25 protein-coding genes are annotated in these 20824 nt (G+C 72.6%); 11 read left to right on the top strand and 14 right to left on the bottom strand.

Annotated elements, in window-relative coordinates; translation table 11 throughout:
• Nucleotides 1-8 precede the first annotated feature (8 nt).
• The gene (locus ACZ56V_RS23325; protein WP_468944866.1) at nucleotides 9-416 is read left to right on the top strand and encodes a hypothetical protein; all 408 of its coding nucleotides are present in this window, start codon (nucleotides 9-11) and stop codon (nucleotides 414-416) included.
• Here the strand turns inward: ACZ56V_RS23325 and ACZ56V_RS23320 are convergent.
• From ACZ56V_RS23320 to ACZ56V_RS23310, 3 genes are all read right to left on the bottom strand, one after another.
• Entirely contained in the window at nucleotides 413-1153 is a 741-nt protein-coding gene (locus ACZ56V_RS23320) for a chitinase (RefSeq protein ID WP_398908780.1), read from the bottom strand. The two genes, ACZ56V_RS23325 and ACZ56V_RS23320, sit on opposite strands and share 4 nt — an antisense overlap.
• 115 nt (nucleotides 1154-1268) lie before the next feature.
• Complete coding sequence (locus ACZ56V_RS23315; protein ID WP_398908782.1) at nucleotides 1269-1787, bottom strand: lytic polysaccharide monooxygenase auxiliary activity family 9 protein; 519 nt, start codon at nucleotides 1785-1787, stop codon at nucleotides 1269-1271.
• Between the two features lie 300 nt (nucleotides 1788-2087).
• Nucleotides 2088-3044, bottom strand: coding sequence for an alpha/beta hydrolase family protein (locus ACZ56V_RS23310; RefSeq protein WP_468944861.1), 957 nt, complete (start codon nucleotides 3042-3044; stop codon nucleotides 2088-2090).
• Nucleotides 3045-3184: 140 nt separating this feature from the next.
• On the opposite strand from ACZ56V_RS23310, the gene ACZ56V_RS23305 reads away from it, so the two are divergent.
• Nucleotides 3185-3562, top strand: a complete 378-nt coding sequence (locus ACZ56V_RS23305) for a MerR family transcriptional regulator (protein ID WP_398908786.1) — start codon at nucleotides 3185-3187, stop codon at nucleotides 3560-3562.
• A gap of 250 nt (nucleotides 3563-3812) precedes the next feature.
• Nucleotides 3813-4886 carry a ferritin-like protein gene (locus tag ACZ56V_RS23300; protein WP_398908787.1) on the top strand — a complete coding sequence of 358 codons (1074 nt, stop codon included), beginning with the start codon at nucleotides 3813-3815 and terminating at the stop codon, nucleotides 4884-4886.
• Between the two features lie 79 nt (nucleotides 4887-4965).
• Here ACZ56V_RS23300 and ACZ56V_RS23295 read toward each other — a convergent pair whose 3' ends face one another.
• Entirely contained in the window at nucleotides 4966-5358 is a 393-nt protein-coding gene (locus ACZ56V_RS23295) for a VOC family protein (RefSeq protein ID WP_398908789.1), read from the bottom strand.
• An 86-nt stretch (nucleotides 5359-5444) separates the two neighbouring features.
• Nucleotides 5445-6203, bottom strand: a complete 759-nt coding sequence (aztA, locus tag ACZ56V_RS23290) for a zinc ABC transporter ATP-binding protein AztA (protein ID WP_468944856.1) — start codon at nucleotides 6201-6203, stop codon at nucleotides 5445-5447.
• Nucleotides 6204-6218: 15 nt separating this feature from the next.
• Between aztA and aztB the strand changes: the two genes are divergently transcribed.
• Genes aztB through aztD form a run of 4 tightly spaced genes read left to right on the top strand, consistent with a single transcriptional unit; the run spans nucleotide 6219 to nucleotide 10515 of the window.
• Entirely contained in the window at nucleotides 6219-7070 is an 852-nt protein-coding gene (gene aztB, locus ACZ56V_RS23285; RefSeq protein ID WP_467380133.1) for a zinc ABC transporter permease AztB, read from the top strand.
• Between the two features lie 15 nt (nucleotides 7071-7085).
• Nucleotides 7086-8330, top strand: coding sequence for a hypothetical protein (locus tag ACZ56V_RS23280; RefSeq protein WP_467380135.1), 1245 nt, complete (start codon nucleotides 7086-7088; stop codon nucleotides 8328-8330).
• Complete coding sequence (gene aztC / locus ACZ56V_RS23275) at nucleotides 8327-9316, top strand: zinc ABC transporter substrate-binding protein AztC (protein ID WP_467380137.1); 990 nt, start codon at nucleotides 8327-8329, stop codon at nucleotides 9314-9316. Before ACZ56V_RS23280 ends, aztC begins: the two co-directional genes overlap by 4 nt.
• Nucleotides 9313-10515: a zinc metallochaperone AztD gene (gene aztD, locus ACZ56V_RS23270; protein WP_468944852.1), complete on the top strand. Its 1203-nt coding sequence runs from the start codon at nucleotides 9313-9315 to the stop codon at nucleotides 10513-10515. Before aztC ends, aztD begins: the two co-directional genes overlap by 4 nt.
• 51 nt (nucleotides 10516-10566) lie before the next feature.
• Here the strand turns inward: aztD and ACZ56V_RS23265 are convergent, their stop codons facing one another.
• The 4 genes from ACZ56V_RS23265 to ACZ56V_RS23250 form a co-directional block, all read right to left on the bottom strand.
• Nucleotides 10567-10644, bottom strand: a complete 78-nt coding sequence (locus ACZ56V_RS23265; protein WP_464863028.1) for a hypothetical protein — start codon at nucleotides 10642-10644, stop codon at nucleotides 10567-10569.
• A 42-nt stretch (nucleotides 10645-10686) separates the two neighbouring features.
• The gene (locus tag ACZ56V_RS23260; protein ID WP_468944849.1) at nucleotides 10687-11631 is read right to left on the bottom strand and encodes a helix-turn-helix domain-containing protein; all 945 of its coding nucleotides are present in this window, start codon (nucleotides 11629-11631) and stop codon (nucleotides 10687-10689) included.
• Nucleotides 11632-11640: 9 nt separating this feature from the next.
• On the bottom strand, nucleotides 11641-12477 hold the full coding sequence (locus ACZ56V_RS23255) for an alpha/beta fold hydrolase (protein WP_468944846.1): 837 nt from the start codon (nucleotides 12475-12477) through the stop codon (nucleotides 11641-11643).
• A gap of 98 nt (nucleotides 12478-12575) precedes the next feature.
• The gene (locus ACZ56V_RS23250) at nucleotides 12576-13088 is read right to left on the bottom strand and encodes a carboxymuconolactone decarboxylase family protein (RefSeq protein WP_468944843.1); all 513 of its coding nucleotides are present in this window, start codon (nucleotides 13086-13088) and stop codon (nucleotides 12576-12578) included.
• A 99-nt stretch (nucleotides 13089-13187) separates the two neighbouring features.
• On the opposite strand from ACZ56V_RS23250, the gene ACZ56V_RS23245 reads away from it, so the two are divergent.
• Nucleotides 13188-14165: a pirin family protein gene (locus ACZ56V_RS23245; protein ID WP_467380143.1), complete on the top strand. Its 978-nt coding sequence runs from the start codon at nucleotides 13188-13190 to the stop codon at nucleotides 14163-14165.
• A gap of 16 nt (nucleotides 14166-14181) precedes the next feature.
• Here the strand turns inward: ACZ56V_RS23245 and ACZ56V_RS23240 are convergent, their stop codons facing one another.
• Nucleotides 14182-14820 (bottom strand): HD domain-containing protein, encoded by a 639-nt coding sequence (locus tag ACZ56V_RS23240; protein WP_398908807.1) that lies wholly within the window; start codon nucleotides 14818-14820, stop codon nucleotides 14182-14184.
• 100 nt (nucleotides 14821-14920) lie between these two features.
• Nucleotides 14921-15886, bottom strand: a complete 966-nt coding sequence (locus ACZ56V_RS23235; protein WP_468944839.1) for a GlxA family transcriptional regulator — start codon at nucleotides 15884-15886, stop codon at nucleotides 14921-14923.
• A 127-nt stretch (nucleotides 15887-16013) separates the two neighbouring features.
• Between ACZ56V_RS23235 and ACZ56V_RS23230 the strand changes: the two genes are divergently transcribed.
• Nucleotides 16014-16844, top strand: a complete 831-nt coding sequence (locus ACZ56V_RS23230) for an alpha/beta fold hydrolase (RefSeq protein WP_398908808.1) — start codon at nucleotides 16014-16016, stop codon at nucleotides 16842-16844.
• A gap of 24 nt (nucleotides 16845-16868) precedes the next feature.
• On the opposite strand, the gene ACZ56V_RS23225 is transcribed toward ACZ56V_RS23230, so the two are convergent.
• Complete coding sequence (locus ACZ56V_RS23225; RefSeq protein WP_468944836.1) at nucleotides 16869-17480, bottom strand: CGNR zinc finger domain-containing protein; 612 nt, start codon at nucleotides 17478-17480, stop codon at nucleotides 16869-16871.
• A 46-nt stretch (nucleotides 17481-17526) separates the two neighbouring features.
• Here ACZ56V_RS23225 and ACZ56V_RS23220 point away from each other — a divergent pair, with 46 nt between their 5' ends.
• Nucleotides 17527-18456: a ketopantoate reductase family protein gene (locus ACZ56V_RS23220; RefSeq protein ID WP_398908811.1), complete on the top strand. Its 930-nt coding sequence runs from the start codon at nucleotides 17527-17529 to the stop codon at nucleotides 18454-18456.
• Between the two features lie 13 nt (nucleotides 18457-18469).
• Here ACZ56V_RS23220 and ACZ56V_RS23215 read toward each other — a convergent pair whose 3' ends face one another.
• Nucleotides 18470-19339, bottom strand: coding sequence for an alpha/beta fold hydrolase (locus ACZ56V_RS23215; RefSeq protein WP_468944833.1), 870 nt, complete (start codon nucleotides 19337-19339; stop codon nucleotides 18470-18472).
• A 134-nt stretch (nucleotides 19340-19473) separates the two neighbouring features.
• Here ACZ56V_RS23215 and ACZ56V_RS23210 point away from each other — a divergent pair, with 134 nt between their 5' ends.
• Nucleotides 19474-19983, top strand: a complete 510-nt coding sequence (locus tag ACZ56V_RS23210) for a CGNR zinc finger domain-containing protein (protein ID WP_468944830.1) — start codon at nucleotides 19474-19476, stop codon at nucleotides 19981-19983.
• A 15-nt stretch (nucleotides 19984-19998) separates the two neighbouring features.
• On the opposite strand, the gene ACZ56V_RS23205 is transcribed toward ACZ56V_RS23210, so the two are convergent.
• Entirely contained in the window at nucleotides 19999-20817 is an 819-nt protein-coding gene (locus ACZ56V_RS23205; RefSeq protein WP_468944827.1) for a siderophore-interacting protein, read from the bottom strand.
• Nucleotides 20818-20824: the final 7 nt, after the last annotated feature.

Here is a 20824-nt window from a genome sequence, read left to right as displayed (position 1 = left end):
TCGCACCCATGGATGCGCTCCTGCCGTACGTGCTCCTCGCCGGTGGCCTCGCCGCGGTCCTCGGCTTCTTCACCTGGCTGGCGTCGCGCGTACGCCGCCGGGGCACGGCGGGCGGGGCGATGGGCGCGGCCCTGGCCTCCTACGAGGAGGCGTTCCGCGCCACGGCGTACGCGTCCCACGTCGAGATCCGGGCCGAGGCGGAACGCAGGTCCCCGCTCCTGTCGCCCGACGGCGACTGGCGGCGCGGCCGGGCCGGGGCGGACGGGGCCGGTGCGGAGGGCGGCGGGCCGGCTCGCCGCCCTCCGCACCGGCCGCGACGCCGTCCGGGCCGCTGGTTCGGCCGCCGAGGTGGCCCCCTCGCGACCGGGCGGCCCGGTGGGCACGAGGGGGCGGACGGGTCGGGCTCGGCCCGCTAGCAGCTCAGGTTGCCGCCGGGCTCGACACCGAGGAGCTGGGTGAATCGCTCGTAGTTGTCGATCCGGCTCTGGACCTGCGCGGGATTGCGCCCGTCGCACTCCAGGCTGCCGTTGATCGACCGGATGGTCTCCCCGAACCCGGCGCCGTTGACCATGGCGTCGTGCGGGGTCATGGTGCCGGGCCCGGACTGGGTGTTCCAGTACCACAGGCCCGTCTTCCAGGCCACGGCCGAGTCGTTCTGGACCAGGTCGGGGTTGTTGAGCAGGTCGATGCCGAGGGCGTCCCCGGCGGCCTTGTAGTTGAAGTTCCAACTCAGCTGGACGGGGCCGCGTCCGTAGTACTTGTCGGTGCCGGCCGGGCAGCCGTACGGCTGGGAGGCGTCGCAGTAGTGCGGGTAGTTGGCGGTGTTCTGCTCCACGACGTACGCCAGTCCGCCGGTTTCGTGGCTGACGTTGGCGAGGAAGGCGGCTGCCTCCTGCTTCTTGACCGTGTCGCTGCCGGTGTTCGAGAACCCCGGGTAGGCGCTGAGCGCGGCGGTGAGTCCGCTGTAGGTGTAGAAGGAGTTCCGGTTCGGGAACATCTGGTTGAACTGGGCTTCACTGACCACGAATTCGGCGGCGGCTTGGGCGCCGGGCTTCTCGGTCTTCTGGGCGACCGCCGACGGCGCCATGGTCAGGGTGCACAGGGCGGCGGCCGCACCGGAGGCGGCCAGCAGTGCGAGCTTGCGGTGCTGCACGGTAAGACTCCTGCTCGATGGGGGGAGGGAGGGCGACGCGGGGAGGGCGGAGGGGGGAGCGGCCGTGCGCCCCGGGAAGGGGCACGGTCGCTCCCGGACCGCTCCACCGGGCCCGTCAGCCGCCGACGTTGACGTCGATGCAGGCGTAGAACGCGTTGGACGTGTCGGCGACGTTCCAGACGGCCAGGACCTTCTGCTGTCCGGTGAGCCCGCCGAAGTCCACCTGGTGGTTCACCACCGCGCCCGGCTTCGCGCCGCCGTCGTCGAACAGCGCGATCCGCTGACCGCCGGCGTAGTACTCCCAGGTGCTGGTGGCGTGCTGGGCGGTGAGCCGCCACGAGAACGTCGTGGTCTTCGACACCGGGGTGACCTTCCAGCCCTTGCTGTCGTCGTCCAGCTCCGCGAACCGGCTGTTGCCGCCGCTGCAACTGGTCAGGCCCTTGGGGCCCTCGACGCTCTGCGGCTCGTACGTGATGTCACCGCAGGACACCGTGCCCGCGGCGCACTGGGCCTGACGGCTGGGCGGGTCGGAGATGTAGCCGTGCGCACTCGCCGAGGAGGCGGGCAGGCTCACGGCCACGACAGGGGCGAGGGCCGCGCCGATCAGGGCAGCGGTCTTCCGACGTGCGTGCATGGGAACTCCTTCACATCCGGCCGCCCCAGGGCATGCGCGGCCGTGTGTGGGGGGACCGCGCGCACGCCGGGTACGGCCTCTCGTGGGTGGGGCCAGGAGGCGCGAAGGTGACGCGCACTCACCGTCCCCGCAGGGGCGTGGGACCCCGGCAGGGCTCAACTCCGTAAACGGAGTGGCGAGTTCTGTTGGACTAGACCATACAAGCGGCCGACATGACCGTGTCAAGAGCGTGACGACGGTGAACCTGGCTCCGGGGAGCGCGCGTTGATCGGTCCCGGCGACGGCGGGAGGACCGGGCGATCAGTCGGACGCCCTCTTGGATTCGAGCCGTCCCAGGGGATGGGTGTCACCGGACAGGTCCCGCCGGGCCGTTGTCCAGGCGGTGCTGTCGATGTCGAGGGCGTGGCGGAGGTAGGCCAGGGTGACGCGCTGGACCAGGGCGACGTGGGCGGGGTTCTCGTCGGTGGTCTCCGCTGCCCCGTAGCCGGAGATGCCGCCGAGGAAGTGTTCCGCCCCGAAGAGCGTCAGGAGGCTCTTCTCGCCGGGGCTCAGCATGTACGGATCGGCCGTCCAGTCCGCGCCGCGGACGGTGAGCGGGAGGTCGTCCTTGTCGCCCGCGACCACGAGGGCGGGGGCGGTCATGTGCGTGAAGTCGGGGTGCCGCAGCCAGGGGAGGTTCTCGGCGGCGAAGGGCGTCAGGGCGTCGCCGCCGGCGCCGGCCGTCGCGAGCAGCACGCCTGCCCCGACCCGGGAGTCGGAGAGGTCCGCCGCCTCTCCGGTGGCGGGGTCGCGGACGCGCAGGCCCAGCAGGATGCCCGCCGTCTGGCCGCCGAAGGAGTGGCCGGCCGCCGCGACACGGGACCGGTCCAGCCGCCCGGCGAGGCCGGGGACGGCCGCCTCCACCACGTCCAGGCCGTCGAGGACCCGCTTCATGTCCTCGACGCGCGAGCGCCACAGGCCCGGCCTGCGCGGGTCGTCCCCGGGCAGGTCCAGTGTCCTGGAGTCGAGATGGGTGGGCTGGACCACCACGAAGCCGTGCGCGGCCCAGTGGTCGGCGAGCGGGCCGTAGCCGTCGAGCGACGAGCCGAAGCCGTGCGCGAGGAGGACGAGGGGCAGGTCGTGCCCGGTCACCGGCGCCGACACGCGCAGGCGCAGGTCCTCGCCCCGCCCGGGCGCGTGCAGGACGACGGGTTTGACCGAGACGACCGGTGTGGTGGTGGCGACGACGCCGGCCGTCGCGCTGACGGGTGCGCTCATGAAGGTGCCCTTCTTTCCGCTGGCCGCAGGGGTGGGGGTGAAGGGCCCGGGACTGGGCGGGGCCCTCGGGAGTTACGCTAAAACCTGACGTTGACGTGAGGGGCAAGTCGCACGGCCCGGACCGGGAGAGGAGGCGCGGGATGCGTATCGGGGAGCTCGCCGCCAGGACGGGCGTCAGCGTGCGGGCGCTGCGCTACTACGAGGAACAGGAACTGCTCGTCGCGGAGCGCAGCCACAGCGGCCAGCGGCAGTACCCCGAGAGCGCGGTCGACCACGTCCGGCTGATCCAGCAGCTCTACGCCGCGGGCCTGTCGAGCAGGACCATCGTCGAACTCATGCCCTACGCGGTCGACGGCAGGGCCACGCCGGAACTGCTCGACCGCCTGTCGACGGAGCGGGAGCGCGTCGAGGGCCGGATCACCGAACTGGTCGGCACCCGGGACCGGCTCGACTCCGTCATCACCGGCGCCACGAGCAACCTCAACACCGGTCGGCCCTGCCGCGCCGGGGCCTCCTGAGCCGCTGACCCCTGAGCCTCACACCGTCCAGCCGGCTCGCGCCCTCGCGGGTAGGGCCGACCGGGTAGAGGATGACCCGTTCGGTGCCGCCCGCCCGGGAAACTGCCTCGGCGCTGCTAGTTTCGCCAGCCGTCGGAGGAATCCGGACGTCCCGGTCGGAGACGGGCGTCGGCTTGGAGAGGGAGTACGGGTGACTGGTGTGCGCGAGGAACCGTCGGGGACGGGCGGTCCGTTCGGGCGAAGGACCTTCATGGCGTCGGCCGTCCTGACGGCGGCCGCCCCCGTCTCGGCCACCGCCCCCGCCCGGGCGGCCGGGCGGCCGGAGGGCACCGTGTCCGGCTGCCGGTCCGTGGCACGGCTGCTCGCCGTCCCGGAAGAGGGCCGCGGCGTCGACTGGCTGCGCGAGGCCCTCCAGGTCGCCGTCGCACTCGAACTCGCCACGATCCCGCCCTACCTGTGCGGATGGTGGTCCGTGGGTGACCGCACCAGCCACGTCGCACGGCTGATCCGGCGCATCATCGGCGACGAGATGTACCACATGGGCGTCGTCTGCAACCTGCTGGTGGCCGTGGGCGGCCGGCCGCGGATCACGGACGCGGCCCTCGCCTACCCCGGCCCCCTCCCCGGCGGAGTGCGCGAGGAGGTGAACGTCTACCTCTCCGGCCTCACCAGGCCCTTCGTGCACGACGTGATGATGGCGATCGAGGCCCCTGAGGAGCCCCTCGCCCGCGGCCTGAACACCTCGCCCAGCATCGGCCACTTCTACGACGACCTGCTGCGCGCCTTCCGGTCCACGGCGCCCGCGCTGTCGTCCCGTGGGCAGTTGTCCCAGCGCATCGGCTCAGACGTCCTGGAACCCGTCACCGACCTCGACGGCGTCGAGCGGGCGATCGAGATCATCAAGGAGCAGGGCGAGGGCACCACCAGTTCCCCCGAGGACGCCTTCGGCGACGACTACCCGGCCCACTACTACGCCTTCGGCGAGATCTACCACGGACGGCAACTGCGCCAGGAGGACGACGGCTGGCGGTTCACCGGCGCCCCCGTGCCCTTCCCCGACGCACGCCCCATGGCCCGGGTCCCGGCCGGTGGCTGGCCCGATCCGCCGCAGCGGGTGGCGGACCTCCTCGACCGGTTCGACACCGCCTACGCCAAGGTGCTGAGCACCCTGGAGGCGGCCTGGGCCCACGGCGACGCGCGCACCCTGAGCTCGGCCGTGCGGACGATGCGCGGACTGGAGGGCCCCGCCCTGGAGCTGATGGAAACCGGCATCCCGGGCGCCCGGGGCGCCTACGGACCCCAGTTCCGCCCGCCCCGCGGGTGACGTCCGCGGGACGGTCACGCAGTCCCGGCCGCGTCCGGACGCGTGCCCTCCTGGAGGCGGCCGGCCGCCTGGACGAACGCTACTGGACCTGCATGATCTGGATCAGGTTGCCGCAGGTGTCGTCGAGGACCGCCGTGGTGACCGCGCCCGTCTCCAGCGGCTCCTGGGTGAAGTGCACCCCGAGACCGCGCAGCCTGTCGTACTCGGCCCGTACGTCGTCCACGGCGAAGGACGCGGCCGGGATGCCGTCCTCGGCCAGCGCCGTCCGGTACGGCCGCACCGCGGGATGGGCGGAGGGCTCGAGCAGCAGCTCGGTCCCGTCGGGGGCCTCGGGCGAGACCAAAGTCAGCCACCGGTCCCCGCCCGCCCCCACCGGCACGTCGTGCTTCTTCAGGAAGCCCAGCGCCTCGGTGTAGAAGCGCAGGGCATGCGCCTGGTCGTCGACGAAGACGCTGGTGAGGTGGATCTTCATGGGGTCATCTCCGGTGCGTGGGTTCCGGGCCGTCGGGTCACGAGGTGCTCGGGCGGGCCGAAACCCTCCGGGACACCACCTGACTATCAAGGGCCCGTGGGTCCGGCAACGGCCCAGACCTCCGCCAGGGCCGAGGTGGTGAGTACCCGGCCGGGGTGGCCGTGTCCCGCCAGCCCGCCCCCGCGCAGCAGGAGGCAGGCCTCGGCGGAGCGTGCGGCCGCCAGGTCGTGCGTGGCGTGGACGACCGTCACGCCGTCGGACACCAGCTCCGCCAGGAGCGCGGTGATGCGCTCCCGGGCCTCCGGGTCCAGGCCGGTGGTCGGTTCGTCCAGGAGGAGCAGGTCGGACTGCTGGGCGAGCCCCTGGGCGATGAGCGCGCGCTGTCGCTGACCGCCCGACAGCTCCCCGAGCTGACGCGGGGCGAGGTCGGCGACGCCGAGCCGGTCGAGCGCCGAGTCCACGACCAGGTGGTCCCGGCGTTTCAGCCGGCGCCACGGCCCGCGCTCACCCCACCGCCCCATCTCCACGGCCTGCCGGACGGTCAGGGGGAGGGCGTCCGCGACGGCGCCACGCTGCGGCACGTAGGCAGGCGGCCGCTCGCCGTACCGGTGAAGGTCTCCCGATGTCGGACGGATCACACCGGCCAGCACGCCGAGGAGCGTCGACTTGCCGCTGCCGTTCGGGCCGACGAGCGCCGTGACGGCCAACGCCGGTATCTCGCAGGTGAGTTGCCGCAGTACGGGGCGCCCCGGATAGCCGGCGCAGAGCCCGGTCAGACGGGCGTGCGACGTCCGCCCCGGAGTGGCGGAGGGCGAAGGACGGGATTTGTTGAACATGATTTTCATTGTAGTGTCCTCCGCATGGACTGGTTGACGGCCCCGTTCGAAGTGACCTTTGTGCAACGAGCCTTGTGGGGCGGCATCCTGGTGTCCGCCATCTGCGCGCTGGCCGGCACCTGGGTCGTGCTCAGGGGGATGGCCTTCCTCGGTGACGCCATGTCCCACGGGCTGTTGCCCGGGGTCGCGCTCGCGGCGCTGTTCGGCGGCAACCTGCTGCTGGGGGCGGTCGCGAGCGCGGCCGTCATGGCGGCCGGCGTCACCGTGCTCGGACGCACCCCGCGGCTCTCCCAGGACACCGGCATAGGGCTGCTCTTCGTCGGCATGCTCTCGCTCGGCGTGATCATCGTGTCGCGGTCGCAGTCCTTCGCGGTGGACCTGACCGGCTTCCTCTTCGGTGACGTCCTCGCCGTCCGCGAACAGGACCTGCTCCTGCTGGGCGCCGCACTGCTGGTGGCCCTGCTCGTCGCCGTGCTCGGTCACCGGGCCTTCCTCGCCCTCGCGTTCGACCCGCGCAAGGCCCACACCCTGGGCCTGCGTCCCCGGCTCGCCCACGCGGTGCTCCTGGTCCTGCTGGGCCTCGCGATCGTGGCCTCGTTCCACATCGTCGGCACCCTGCTCGTCCTCGGCCTGCTCATCGCACCGCCGGCCGCGGCCCTGCCCTGGGCGCGCGGAGTGCGCGGCGTCATGGTCCTCGCGGCACTCCTCGGCGTCACCGCCACGTTCGCCGGGCTGCTCCTGTCCTGGCATCTGAGCACCGCCGCCGGTGCGACCGTCTCGGCCGTGGCGGTGGCCCTGTTCTTCCTCTCCCACGCGGCGTCCGGCCTGCGGCACCTGCGTGCCCGCCCCGCCGCCCCCGTCCCGACAGTCGACTGAAGGAAATCCGAGGCGATGGACCCCACCGTCCGCAGAAACACCACGCGTCGGCTCCCGACCGCGCTCGTCCTCACCACCGCGCTGCTCGCCACGGGCTGTTCGGGGCGGGCGGACGACGGGCCGGAGCCGGCGGCGACCGAGTCGTCCGCCACCCCGCACGGCTACGTCGAAGGAGCGCGGGAAGCGGCCGAGGAACAGTCCCGGCTGCTCCTCGGCGACCCCGGCACCGGCGCGAGCCGGGTGCTCGACCTCGTCACCGGCAAGGTGCACGAGACGGCGCCAGTGACCGGTGCCGCCGGGTTGAGCACCGACGGCCGCTTCGGCTTCTTCCACACCGACCGCGGTGCGCACGTCGTCGACGGCGGTGCCTGGATGGTGGACCACGGCGACCACGTGCACTACTACCGGGCGGCGATACGTGACGTCGGCGACCTCCCGGCCGGCCGCGACGCCGAGATCCGCAGCGACGTCACGGTGACCGCGGTGACCGACCGGGACGGCCGGACGACGCTGTACGACCGGACGGCACTGGAGGAGGGCGAGGTCGGGCCCGCCCGGACGCTCGCCGGGGTGCACGCCGGCGCCGTCGTCCCGTACGGGGAACACCTGGTCGCGCTCAGTGGCGACGACGACTCCGCCGAGGTCACGGTGTACGACCGCGAGGGCAGCCCCGTCGCCTCGCCGGACGCGACGTGCGAGCGGCCCCGGGGCGACGCCGTCACCCGCCGCGGCGTCGTCCTGGGGTGCGCCGACGGGGCCCTGCTCGTGAGCGCCGAGGACGGGGTGTTCACGGCCGAGAGGATCCCGTACGGACAGGACGTGCCCGAGAAGGAACGGGCGACGGCCTTCCGCCACCGGGCCGGCAGCGACACCCTGACGGCGCCCGCCGGCCGGCGGGCCGTGTGGGTGCTGGACGTGACCGACCGTGCCTGGACCCGAGTGAGGACCGGGCCGGTCCTGGCGGCCAACACCGCCGGGGAGGGCTCCCCGCTGCTCGTCCTGGAGACCGACGGCGCCCTGCACGGCTACGACATCGCCACCGGCAGGCACACGGCCCGGACCGAGCCCCTCCTGACCGGAGCCGGGAAGGCGGCCACCGGCGCGGGCGCACCCGTCGTCGAGGTCGACCGCAGTCGCGCCTACGTCAACGACCGCACCGGCAGACGCGTGTACGAGATCGACTACAACGACGACCTGCGCGTCGCGCGTTCCTTCGGCCTCGACATCGCACCCGGCCTGATGGCGGAGACCGGCCGATGAGGGGGACGACGCGCGCACGGATCCGGGCCGCACGGCTGCGCCGCCTCCTGATGGGCCTGCTCGCCCTCGTCGCGGCCGCCACCGCCACGGCCTGCACCGGCACGGGGGAACAGCCCCGCATCGTCGTGACCACCAACATCCTGGGCGACATCACCCGCCAGGTCGTCGGTGACCAGGCCGAGGTCACGGTCCTCATGAAGCCCGACGCGGACCCGCACTCCTTCGGACTGTCGGCCGCGCAGGCCGCCCAGTTGGAGCGCGCGGACCTCGTGGTCTTCAACGGTCTCGGCCTGGAGGAGAACGTCCTGCGGCACGTGGACGCCGCCCGCGAGGCGGGAGTGGCGACCTTCGAGGCCGGCAGGGCCGTCGACCCCCTCACCTTCCACACCGGAGCGGACGGCGGACCCGAGGGGGAAGCGGGGCAGCCCGACCCGCACTTCTGGACCGATCCCGACCGCGTGCGCACCGCCGCACGCCTCATCGCCGACCGAGTGAGCGAGCACGTGAAGGGCGTGGACGACGAGGCGGTCCAGGCCAACGCCGCCCGCTACGACGCGCAACTGGAGGACCTCACGGCCTTCATGGAGAAGTCCTTCGACCGGGTGCCCGAGCACCGGCGCAACCTGGTGACCAACCACCACGTCTTCGGCTACCTCGCCGACCGCTTCGGCTTCCGCGTCATCGGCGCCGTGATCCCCAGCGGCACGACGCTGGCCTCCCCCAGCTCCTCCGACCTGCGCTCGCTGACCCGGGCCATGGAGAAGGCCGGGGTCCGGACGGTGTTCGCCGACTCCTCGCAGCCCAAGCGGCTCGCCGAGGTCCTGCGCACCGAACTCGGCGACGGGGTGCGGGTCGTGGAGCTGTACTCCGAGTCCCTGACCGCCGAGAACGGGGGCGCCGCCACGTATCTGCGGATGATGCGCGCCAACACCACCGCCATGACCGACGGACTGACCGTCGGCAGCCCGAAAGGAACGCACAGTTGAACACGTCCATACGCACCAGGGCCCTCACCGGGACGGCACTCGCCCTGGCGGTGTCCACGGTCCTGACCGCGTGCGGAGGAGACGACACCTCCTCGTCCGGCGCCAAGTCCCAGGGCGCCGGGGCCGCCACGCCCACGGCCTCGGTGCGGGACCCGCTGGTCGCCACCTTCGACGGCGGCCTGTACGTCCTCGACGGCAAGACCCTCGAACTCACCAGGACCATCGACCTGCCCGGCTTCAACCGCGTCAACCCGGCAGGGGACGACGACCACGTGGTCGTCTCCACCGACAGCGGCTTCCGCCTCCTGAACGCCACCGAACAGACCCTCACCGGCATCGAGTACAAGGGCGCGAAGCCCGGCCATGTCGTCCGCCACGCCGGGAAGACGGTGCTCTTCACCGACGGCACCGGCGAGGTCAACGTCTTCGAACCGGGCGAACTGGGCGCCGGCGAGAAGCCGCGCGGACGCACCTACAGGTCCGCGCGGGCCCACCACGGCGTCGCCATCGAACTCAGCGACGGGCGACTCCTCACCACCCTCGGGGACGAGGAGAAACGGACCGGTGCCCTGGTCCTGGACAAGGACAACAAGGAGATCGCCCGCGACGAGAACTGCCCGGGCGTGCACGGGGAGGCAGCCGCCCGGGGCGAGGCGGTCGCCCTGGGCTGCGAGGACGGCGTCCTGATCCACAAGGACGGCCGCTTCACCAAGGTCGACGCCCCCGACGACTACGGCCGGATCGGCAACCAGGCGGGCAGCGACGCGTCCCCCGTACTCCTCGGTGACTACAAGACCGACCCGGACGCCGAGCTGGAACGGCCGACCCGCGTGTCCCTGATCGACACCGAGACGGCGAAGCTGCGCCTGGTGGAGCTGGGCACCAGCTACTCGTTCCGCTCCCTCGCCCGTGGACCGCACGGCGAGGCACTGGTCCTCGGGACCGACGGCGCCCTCCACGTCATCGACCCGGACAAGGGCACGGTGCGGAAGAGGATCCCGGCCGTGGGGGAGTGGCAGGAACCCCTGGACTGGCAGCAGGCGCGGCCCACCCTGTTCGTCCGCGACCACACCGCGTACGTGTCCGAACCGGGGAAGAAGGCCGTGCACGCCATCGATCTCGACACCGGCGAGAAGCGCACCTCGGTCACCCTGCCGAAGGGGACCAACGAGCTGTCGGGAACGGTCGCGGGCCACTGACGGCCGCGTCCCCCCGGCGCGCGGGCCGGGGGGACGTACCGGACGGGTGCCCTAGGACTGGGGCCGCCGTCCGTGGTTGGCGGGGTGGTTGCGGCGTGCCTTCTTCTTCCGGCGTCGCTTCGAGGACATGCGTGCCTCCTTCGGAAGCCGTCTGCTCCGTGCGCGTCCGTGTCAGCGGGCATCCGTGAATGCCGTCCGTCCACGATTCCACGCCCGGCCGGGAGGTGCCATTCGACGCGGTACGGCCCCCGCGGATCCCACCGGTCGCGCCGGTGACGAGACCGGCCACGCGACGTCGTCGATCGCGAGCCACGGTGCGCCGGCCACGGCCGTGGGGGTCAGCCCGGTGAACGCCCTGACCTCCCGGTGCAGGTGGGACTGGTCGACGTAGCCGCTCTCGAAGGCGACGGAGGCCGGGGCCATGCCGCCCGCGAGCAGGTGGGCGGCATGGTCGAACCGGACCAGCCGGGCGGCCCGCTTGGGTGTGATGCCGAGCTGGGCGTGGAACCGGGCCGACAGCCGCTTGCGGCTCCAGCCGACCTCCTCGGCCAGAGCGTCGACCCGTACGCGCCCCCGGCCCGCGAGCGTCGTCCGCCAGGTGTGCGCGACCTCAGGATCGACCGGCGCCCGGTCCGCCATGCGTCGGCGGAGGAGGCCCGCCGCGAGCGCGAACCGCTCGTCCCACGATCCGGCGGCGCGCAACTCGTCCTTGACCCGCTCCGCCTCGCGGCCCCAGACGTCCTCGAACGACTCCACCCTCCCGCCGAGCGCCGCCGACGGGCCGAGCACCGCGGCGGCCACCGCCGGTTCCAGCCGGATCTGCAGGCACGCGCCCACCCGGCCCGCCACCCTGAGGCCGCCAGGGGCGAGCCCGACGACGAAGCTGCCGTGCCCGTGCCGGCCCCGGGCGCCGTACAGGATGCCCTCCCCGTCGCTCAGGTCGATGAGCAGGGTGACGGACGGATGCGCGACCATGGCCATGTCCACGAAAGCGGACACGTGCTGGCTGAACCCGGCCATGCTGATTCCCGCGAGCCGGGCCGAGGGGTGCGGGACCGCGACGTCCACGATCGACCAGTCGGGCGGTGCCCCGGTCGGTGTCTCGGTGGACAACACGCGACCAGTCTAGGTCTCGGGGCCGAGGGTCGGGAGGTCCGCGCCCCGGGCGGTGAAACCGAGCAGCAACTCGCCGGTCGGCCCGGGTGCTTCCAGGGGCGGCAGGTGTCCGACGCCCGGCAGCAGCTCGAGCCGCGCGTTCGGCACGGCTTCGTACCGGTGCGCCGACGACGGATCCCAGCGCGGGTCGGCGGCACCGAAGAGCACCAGCACCGGGACGGTGAGGGCGGCGAGGCGCTCGGGCACGCCGCGCTCGGCGAGGTAGGCGGTGTTCCCGCGCGCCACCGTTCTGAAGGAGCGGTACGAGATGTCCCGCACGTCGTCGATCATCCCCTGCGGGACGTCCACGGGACCGGCGGCCGTCGCGGCGATCGCCTTGTGGAGCATCGCGTCCGTGCGCCGCGGCCACAGCAGCGGGCCGAAGGGCGGGGCCAGCAGCAGCCGGAGGATCACCGGCTGGGGGAGGAGCGCGTCCAGACTCGGACCCGTACTGACCAGGGCGATCGCCCCGACCAGGTCGGGGCGCCGCTCGGCGAGCGCCGTGGCGACGTAGCCGCCGCTGGAGTGGCCGGCCACCGTCACGGCCCCCAGCCCCAGGTCGTCCAGGAGCGCCGCCACCCGGCCCGCCTGCCGAGGCACGTCGTAGGAGGGGACGGGCGGGGACTTGCCGCAGCCCGGGAGGTCCACGCGCAGGACGTGACGGTGCTCGGCGAGCGCCGGGACCACCGGGCCCCACGAGGCGCCCGAGGCACCGGAACCGTGGATGAGCAGGACGGGCGGCGCCTGCGGCGGGCCGTCGTGCACCACGTGCATGCCGTGCGAGAGATCGGCGTCGTACTGACTCATGCCGGAATGGTGCGCCCGGTGCCGGTCACGGGTCTTGTACGAATGTCGCCGGAGCGGTCGCACGGGGCGGAGGCGCCGGCGGTCGGGCGCACCGAGGGTCAGGCGCGCGAGGCGCCGCGCACCGGGTGCTTGCTCAGGACGGAGAGCCGGTTGAAGGCGTTGATACTGATCGCCACCCAGATCACGGCGGAGATCTGGTCGTCCGACAGGACACTCCGCGCCTGCGCGTACGCGGCGCTCTGCGCGCCTGCGTCGGCGGGATGCGTGGTGGCCTCGGCGAGGGCGAGCGCGGCGCGTTCCGCGGGCGAGAACAGCTCGGTGTCGCGCCAGGCCGGCAGCACCCCGAGCCGCTGGGTCGTCTCGCCGCCCCGCAGCGCGGCCCTGGTGTGCGCGTTGAGGCAGTAGGCGCAGGCGTTGAGCTGCGAGACGCGGATGTTGACCAGTTCCACGAGGACCCGGTCGAGCCCGGCCGCGTCGGCGACCCCCCGGACCGCCTCCGCCGTGGCGCGCAGTGCGGTGTAGGCCTCGGGGCTCTGCTTGTCGATGAACACGCGCCGCTCGTCAGCGCCTCCGGGCATCTCTGCCTCGGTGCGTACAGGCGTCTGCGTCATGTGGGGTGCCTCCGTTGCGCGCCGGCGTTTGTCACGGCCTATCATCGAACCATAGAAGTTGAAAGTGAAACTTTCAGGGTCGAGTGGGAGGACGGAGCGGTGAGCAACACGGAAGCGCATCCCGCCGAAGTCAGGTGCGGAGCACCGGAGGGCGGAGCGCCCGCCGCCGGCGTGGAGATCCTGACCGCACGGGACGTCCCGCTCGGCGGTCCGCGCGCCATGAAGGTGCGCCGCACCCTGCCCCAACGGGCCCGGACACTGATCGGAGCCTGGTGCTTCGCCGACCACTACGGTCCCGACGCGGTTCCGGAGTCGGGCGGCATGAACGTCGCGCCCCACCCGCACATCGGCCTCCAGACGGTCAGCTGGCTGTTCAGCGGGGTGATCGAGCACCGGGACAGCCTGGGCAGCCACGCGTTCGTCAGGCCCGGTGAGGTGAACCTCATGACGGGCGGCCACGGCATCAGCCACTCCGAGGTGTCCACGCCGGACACCGCGGTCCTGCACGGCGTCCAGCTCTGGGTGGCGCTGCCCTCGGAGCACCGCGACACCGCCCCGGACTTCCAGCACCACGTGCCCGCCCCGGTCGCCCTGGACGGCGGCGAGGCGCGGGTCTTCCTCGGCTCGCTCGCCGGGACCACCTCGCCGGTCGACACCTTCACACCCCTGCTCGGCGCCGAGGTGACCCTGGACCCGGGCGCCACCGTGGTCCTCGACGTCGACCCCGGCTTCGAGCACGGCGTCCTCGTCGACAGCGGCGACGTGCGCCTCGACGGCGCGGTCGTGGGCCCCGCCGAACTGGCGTACACCGCACCGGGACGACGGGCCCTCACCCTGACGAACGAGGCACCCGCGGCCGCCCGGCTGCTGGTGCTGGGCGGTCCTCCCTTCCCCGAGGAGATCGTCATGTGGTGGAACTTCGTCGGACGGTCGCACGACGAGATCGCGCGGGCCCGCGCGGACTGGGAGAACGACTCCGGACGCTTCGGCCGGGTCGACGGCTACCCCGGTGACCGCCTCCCGGCGCCCGTGCTCCCCAACGCCACCCTCTCCCCGCGCAGGAACCCCAGGCCTTAGGAGTCCCGGGGAGGGGTCACTCCGGCCAGGCGGAGTTCTCGATCACCTCGACGAAGTCCGTGCGCCGGAAGCCCGGCACGAAGTGCTCCAGGACGTCCGCGTTCACCGTGCCGAAGGTGGTGTCCGGGCGGTGCCGGAACCCGTCCGTGAACGCCTGGAGGATCTGCTTCTTGAAGTCCGGGCGGGGGTGGGCGGCGGTGACCGCGTCGATCTCCGCCCGGGTGATGCGGGCCAGGTGCAGACCGAGCACGTCCGTCTCGACGCCCGCGGTGGTCGCCGCGATCTCCGGCGCCAGCTTGTAGGGGACCTCCGGGGTGGTGTGCAGCGCGACGGCCGTCCACACGGTGCCCGCGTCGGCCTCGGGTACGCCGTGGGCCAGCAGGAACGCCCGCGCCTGGTCCGCGCCGTCCATCTCGAAGCGCTGGTCGTCGCCGCGGTAGGGCGGCACCAGACCGGTGTCGTGGAAGAGCGCGGCGACGTACAGCAGTTCCGGGTCCGGCCGCAGGCCGAGGGCGGCGGCCTGGAGACTGCCGAACAGGTAGACGCGGCGCGAGTGGTGGAAGATCAGCGGCGGTGTGGTGTCGCGGACGAGTTCGGTTGCCTCCCGCGCCAGCGTGCTGTCGGGGATGTCGATTCCGGCGATGGTCTCCGTCATGGTGGTCCTCCCGGGACGGTGCCTGTCGTGTCGTTCCCACTTTGCGCCGGACGGCCGGGCCGCGTCCGCTGCCCGATGGCCATGAACCCCTCGGAACCGGTCATGACTCCCGCGTGGTGGTGCCGAAGCGCTGCTGGTACCGGATGGGGGACAGCCCGAGGTGCCGGGAGAAGGCCCGGCGCAGACTCTCGTAGCTCGGGAACCCCGATCGGGTGGCGGCCTCCGTGGCGTTGTGCCCGGCGTCGAGCAGGGCCTTGGCCATGTCGAAGCGGATCAGCTCCACGTACTTCATCGGCGTCGTGTCCTGCTCGGCCCGGAACATGCGCGTCAGATGCCGCGGACTGACCCGCACACGGGCGGCGAGCGCCTCCAGGCCGTGGTCCGCCGCAGGGTCGCCCTGCACCGCCTCCTGGACCAGCCGCAGCACCGGCGTGCGGGGAGCCGGGCCCTGGAGCGAGGCGGAGAACTGCGACTGGCCGCCGGCCCGCTGCATGTACACCACCAGCGAGCGGGCGACCTCACGGGCCAGGGCGGGGCCGTGGTCGTCCTCCACCAGGGCGAGGGCGAGGTCGATGCCCGCGGTCACACCGGCGGACGTGTAGGTGCTGCCGTCCCGCACGAAGAGCGCGTCGGCCTCGACCCGCGTGGCCGGACAGCGGCGGGCCAGCGTCGCGGTGTGCTGCCAGTGCGTCGTCGCGCGCCTGCCCTCCAGCAGCCCGGCCGCGCCCAGGACGAAGGCGCCGGTGCACACCGAGGCGACGCGCCCCGCCCGGCCCGCCAGTGCCCTCGCGGCCGCGCGGAGAGCGGGGTCGACGGGGGCGCCGGGCAACGCGTCGCCGCCGACCACGACCAGCGTGTCGTAGGCGGCGGCCTGCGCGTCCGTGTCCGCGGTGACCCGCATGCCGATGGACGAGGACACCGGCGACCCGTCGGCGGAGACGATGCCCAGCCGGTAGTCGGCGCCGAACCGGTTGGCCTCGCCGAAGACCTCCGCCGGCCCCGACAGGTCGAGCAGCTTCATGCCGTCGAACACGAGGAAGCCCACCCTGTGCGGCCCCGCTGCCATGGCTTCCTCCGTCATCCGGTCCCTCGCGATCTGATCAGTATGGGTGAAAAATGAGGTATGCCGGTTATCGGCGTAACGTGGCTGGCGCGGATCAGTCGTACACGCCCTACACGCGGAAGGATGAGCCATGGGCACGGTCACCACCTCCGACGGCACGAACATCTTCTACAAGGACTGGGGCCCGCGCGACGGCCTGCCGGTCGTCTTCCACCACGGTTGGCCACTGAGTGCCGACGACTGGGACAACCAGATGCTGTTCTTCCTCTCCCACGGCTGTCGCGTGATCGCCCACGACCGCCGTGGCCACGGACGCTCCGACCAGCCGTCCACCGGCCACGACATGGACACCTACGCCGCCGACGTCGCGGCGCTGACCGAGGCCCTGGACCTGCGGGACGCCGTGCACATCGGGCACTCCACCGGCGGCGGCGAGGTCGCGCGGTACGTGGCGCGCGCCGAGCCGGGCCGGGTGGCGAAGGCCGTGCTCGTCAGTGCCGTCCCCCCGGTGATGGTGAAGTCCGAGGCCAACCCCGAGGGTCTGCCGATCGAGGTCTTCGACGAGTTCCGCGCGGCCCTCGCCGCCAATCGCGCGCAGTTCTACATCGACGTGCCGTCCGGTCCCTTCTACGGCTTCAACCGGGAGGGCGCGACGGTCTCCCAGGGACTGATCGACCGCTGGTGGCTGCAGGGGATGATGGGCGCGGCCAACGCCCACTACGAGTGCATCGCGGCGTTCTCGGAGACCGACTTCACCGAGGACCTCAAGCGGATCGACGTCCCGGTCCTCGTCGCGCACGGAACGGACGACCAGGTCGTGCCCTACGCGGACGCGGCACCGAAGTCGGTCGAACTCCTGGCGAACGGCACCCTGAAGTCGTACGAAGGGCTTCCGCACGGCATGCTCTCGACCCATCCCGAGGTCGTCAACCCCGACCTTTTGGCCTTCGTGAAGGCGTAGCCCCGGTGCGGCGGCGCGGCGCCCTCAGGGCGCCGATGCCCGCAGGCGGTGGCCGGCCGCCTTGGCCCGGTTGCCGCAGCGGCGCATGGAGCACCACTTCCGAGGCCGTCCGGCACCGGAGTCGAGGCAGAGCATCCGGCACGTCTCGGAGGCGCAGGCGGTCAGCCGGGACCGGCGTGCACCGTCGGTCATGAGATCGATCAGGTCCCGCGCGACCAGCGACAGCAGGGCCTCCTTGGTCAGCGTCCGGCTTTCCTTCGGGACCCACGCGCCGTCGGCCGTCAACTCCAGTCGGGGTGCCGGGGGTTCGGTCCTGGCCAGGAGGTTCACCAGGTCGACCGACTGCTGGCGCGGCCGGTGCGCGTCGACGGCGCCGGAGGCGATGTCGTGGGCGGCCGCGCGCAGCGCGTGGAGCGAGCGCAGGACGTCCTCGGGGTCGTACCCGTCCTCCAGCGCCACCCCGACGCCCCGGCACCAGGCTTCGAGGCGCGAGGCGTCGCCCATCCGCTCGACGGGGGCCTCGGGCCTGCGGCCCACGGTGGCCACCAGGTCCAGGCACAGGGTTCCGGCGTCGAAACGAAGCTCCCGCGCCTGCGCGGTGACTCTTCTGCGGGGCTCGTGCCGTACGACATCCATGGTTTGATGGTAACCGTTCGAACGGTTACCAAGAGGGGGCGGAGCCATGCGTGTCGCGGTGATCGGAGCGGGCGGCGTCGGAGGCTATTTCGGGGCCCGGTTGGCCGCCGCGGGGAACGAGGTCACCTTCGTGGCCCGCGGCGCGCACCTGGAGGCCATGCGCCGGACCGGCCTGGTCGTCCACAGCCCCCTGGGCGAGTTGCGCACCTCGCCCGACTCCGTGGTGGGGAGCATCTCGGAGCTGGGCCCCACCGATCTGGTCCTCGTCGCCGTCAAACTGTGGGACACCGAGGCCGTGGCCGACCAGCTGCGGTCCTCGGCGGCGCACGGGGCTGCGGTGCTGTCACTGCAGAACGGGGTGCACAAGGACGCCGTCCTGCGCGGCCGGCTGACGGACGAGCAGGTCCTGGGCGGGGTCTGCTTCATCTCCGCCTTCATCGAGGAACCCGGGGTGGTCAGGCACAACAGCACCCTGCAGAAAGTCGTCCTCGGCCCCTACCGGTCCGGCCGGTCGGCGACCAGCCGGACCGTGCTCGCCGCGTTCCGGGACGCCGGGGTCGACGTCGAGGAGAGCGACGACATCGAGAGGGCGATCTGGGAGAAGTTCGTGTTCCTCGTGGGTCTGTCGGCGACCACGACGGCCGTCCGCCGGCCGATCGGCGTCGTCCGCGCCAACGAGCGGAGCCGACGGCTCCTGTACGACGTCATGGCCGAGACGGTGGCCGTGGCGCGGGCTTCGGGGGTGCGGCTGGACGGCGGCTTCGCCGAGGACCGGCTCGACTTCTGCGACACGCTCCCCGCGGACATGACCTCCTCCATGCACAACGACCTGGAGAAGGGCAACCGCCTCGAACTGCCCTGGCTCAGCGGGGGAGTCGTGGACCTCGCCGACCGGCTGGGCGTCCCCGTCCCGCGCAACCGGACGGTGGCCGACATCCTCGCGCCGCACGTCCTGGGCCGGCCGGCCGGATCCTGACCGCCGGGGCGCCCTACTTCCCGGCCCGGGCGAGGAAGTCCCGCATGTGCCCGGCGATCTCCTCCAGGTGGGTCTCCAGGGCGAAGTGCCCGGTGTCCAGGAGGTGGATCTCGGCGTCCGGCAGGTCGCGCCGGAACGCGTGGGCGCCCTCGGGGCCGAAGATCTCGTCGTTCGCGCCCCACACGGCCAGCAGCGGCACCCGGGTGTCGCGGAAGTACTGCTGGAGCCGGGGGTAGAGGGCGACGTTGGACGGGTAGTCGCGGAACAGCGTGAGCTGGACGGCGTCGTTGCCGGGCCGGTCGAGCAGGGCCTGGTCGAGGTTCCAGGTGTCGGGGCTGACGAGGCTCTGGTCGGGGACCCCGTTCAGGTACTGCCGGCGGATCGCCTCGGGGGACATCGCGGCCCGGGCGGGAGCCTCCGTCTCGGGGGTCGGGTCGTCGGTGTAGGCGAACAGCCCGTCCCAGAACTCCTTGACGAGGCCTTCGGTGTAACCGTTGCCGTTCTGCGTGACGATCGCGGTGATGCGGTGCGGGGTCCGGAGGGCGATGCGCCACGCCACCGGTGCCCCGTAGTCCTGCACGTACACCGCGAAGCGCTCCACGCCGAGCAGGTCCAGGAGGCGGACGGTCACGTCCGTGAGGGAGTCGAAGCCGTAGTCGAACGCGTCCGCCGCGGGCATGGACGAGTATCCGAAGCCGATCATGTCGGGTGCGATCACGTGGTAGGAGTCGGCGAGCTTCGGGATCAGGTCGCGGAACATGTGGCTGCTCGTCGGGAAACCGTGCAGCAGCACGACGGTGGGCGCCTGCGGGTCACCGGCCTCCCGGTAGAAGACGTCCAGGCCGTCGACGGCAGTGGTCCTGTGGTGCACGGCGACACTCATGGAAACCCCTAAAGTTGTTTTTGGCGGTTAGCTAGAGTCCAGCACTCCTGAGCTAACCTGTCAAGCGAGCTTAAGTGGTTAGGTGAGCGTGTTGTAACCTGCCAATGTCCACGAAACGGTTAGGGGTGAAGGCGGTGACCGGCACGGCCGCGGAGGACGTCCTCCTGGAACTGCTCAACACGACTCCCGTCGTGCGGGGCTCGGTGAGTGACGCCCTGGGCACGCCCGCGGAGGGTCGCGCGTGGGCGCGGGCCCACGGCGGGACCGGGTCGGACGAGGAGGCCGCCTTCCTGGTCGCCGCGCGGGACGTCCTCCAGGACGTCGTCCGGGGGCGGCGGGACCCCGAGTGCCTGAGCGAGTTCCTCGACGGTGTCAGCAGGGTGCCGGCCTTCGAGGGCGGCACCCTGGAATGGACCCTCCGGGTCCCCGACGCCCACCGGCTGGCCGTGGAGCTGCTGCTGACCTGGGCGCACGTCGAGGCGACCCGGCCGGGACGGCTCAAGCCGTGCGGCAACCCGGACTGCCGGCGCTTCCTGCTCGACCGGAGCAAGCCCAACAGCGCCCGCTGGTGCTCCATGGCCGAGTGCGGGAACCGGATGAAGGCCCGACGGCACTACCAGCGCGTCAAGGGCGCCCAGGCGTAGCGAGTACGGCCGGGGTCAGGCCGCCGCCATCGCCTCGTGCTTCCAGAACCCCGAGAAGGTGATGCGCTCCTTCGGCAGTCCCAGGCGGTGCAGGTGCCTGCGGCCCTCGGTGGCCAGGGTCGACTCGCCGACGACGAAGGCGTATCCCGCCGCGTCGGCGCGGGTCAGCCGGTGCAGCTCGCGCAGCGCGGCGGCGCCGGGGACCGAGGCGCTGTCCCGCCGCACGACCCAGGAGACGGCCACGCCGGCCGGGGCGTCCAGCTCGCGGCGGTCGGCGTCGGTGGGGATCTCCTGGATGAGGCGTCCCACGGTGCCTTGGGGGAGCGAGCGCATGATGCTCGCCGTGGCGGGCAGTCCGGTCTCGTCGGCCACCACGGTGACCTCGGAGGCGTCCCGCGGGCAGTCGAACAGGATGCCCTGGTCGAGCAGGGCGAGCGCGTCCCCGGGCCGGGCACCGCAGGCCCAGAGCGCGGCCCTGCCCTCGATCTCGCCGGTGGGGCCCCGGTGCACGACGAAGTCGATGTCCAGTTCGGCCGTCGTCCGGCGGTAGTCGGCCACGGAGTAGTTGGCGCAGTGCGGTCGCTCGTCCTCCGGGATGGCGAGGTACGGCCGCCACCACTGTGAGCCGGTGAACTCCGGCAGTCGCAGCCCCCGTTGGTGGGGAAGCGGGAGGAACAGACGGAACCAGTGGTCGTACCCCAGCCACGGAAAGCCGCCGAGCCCCGGTCCGGTGACCGTGACGCGCCGCATGGACGGGGAGACCCGCTCGGTCCGCACCACGCGGGCGCGGAACATCTCCGGGTGCTGGGGGGTGAGCCGCCGAACCTTCGCCATGAAGGTA

This window comes from Streptomyces sp. NPDC034099 (assembly GCF_055575415.1).
This window is presented reverse-complemented; position numbering and strand designations above follow the sequence as displayed.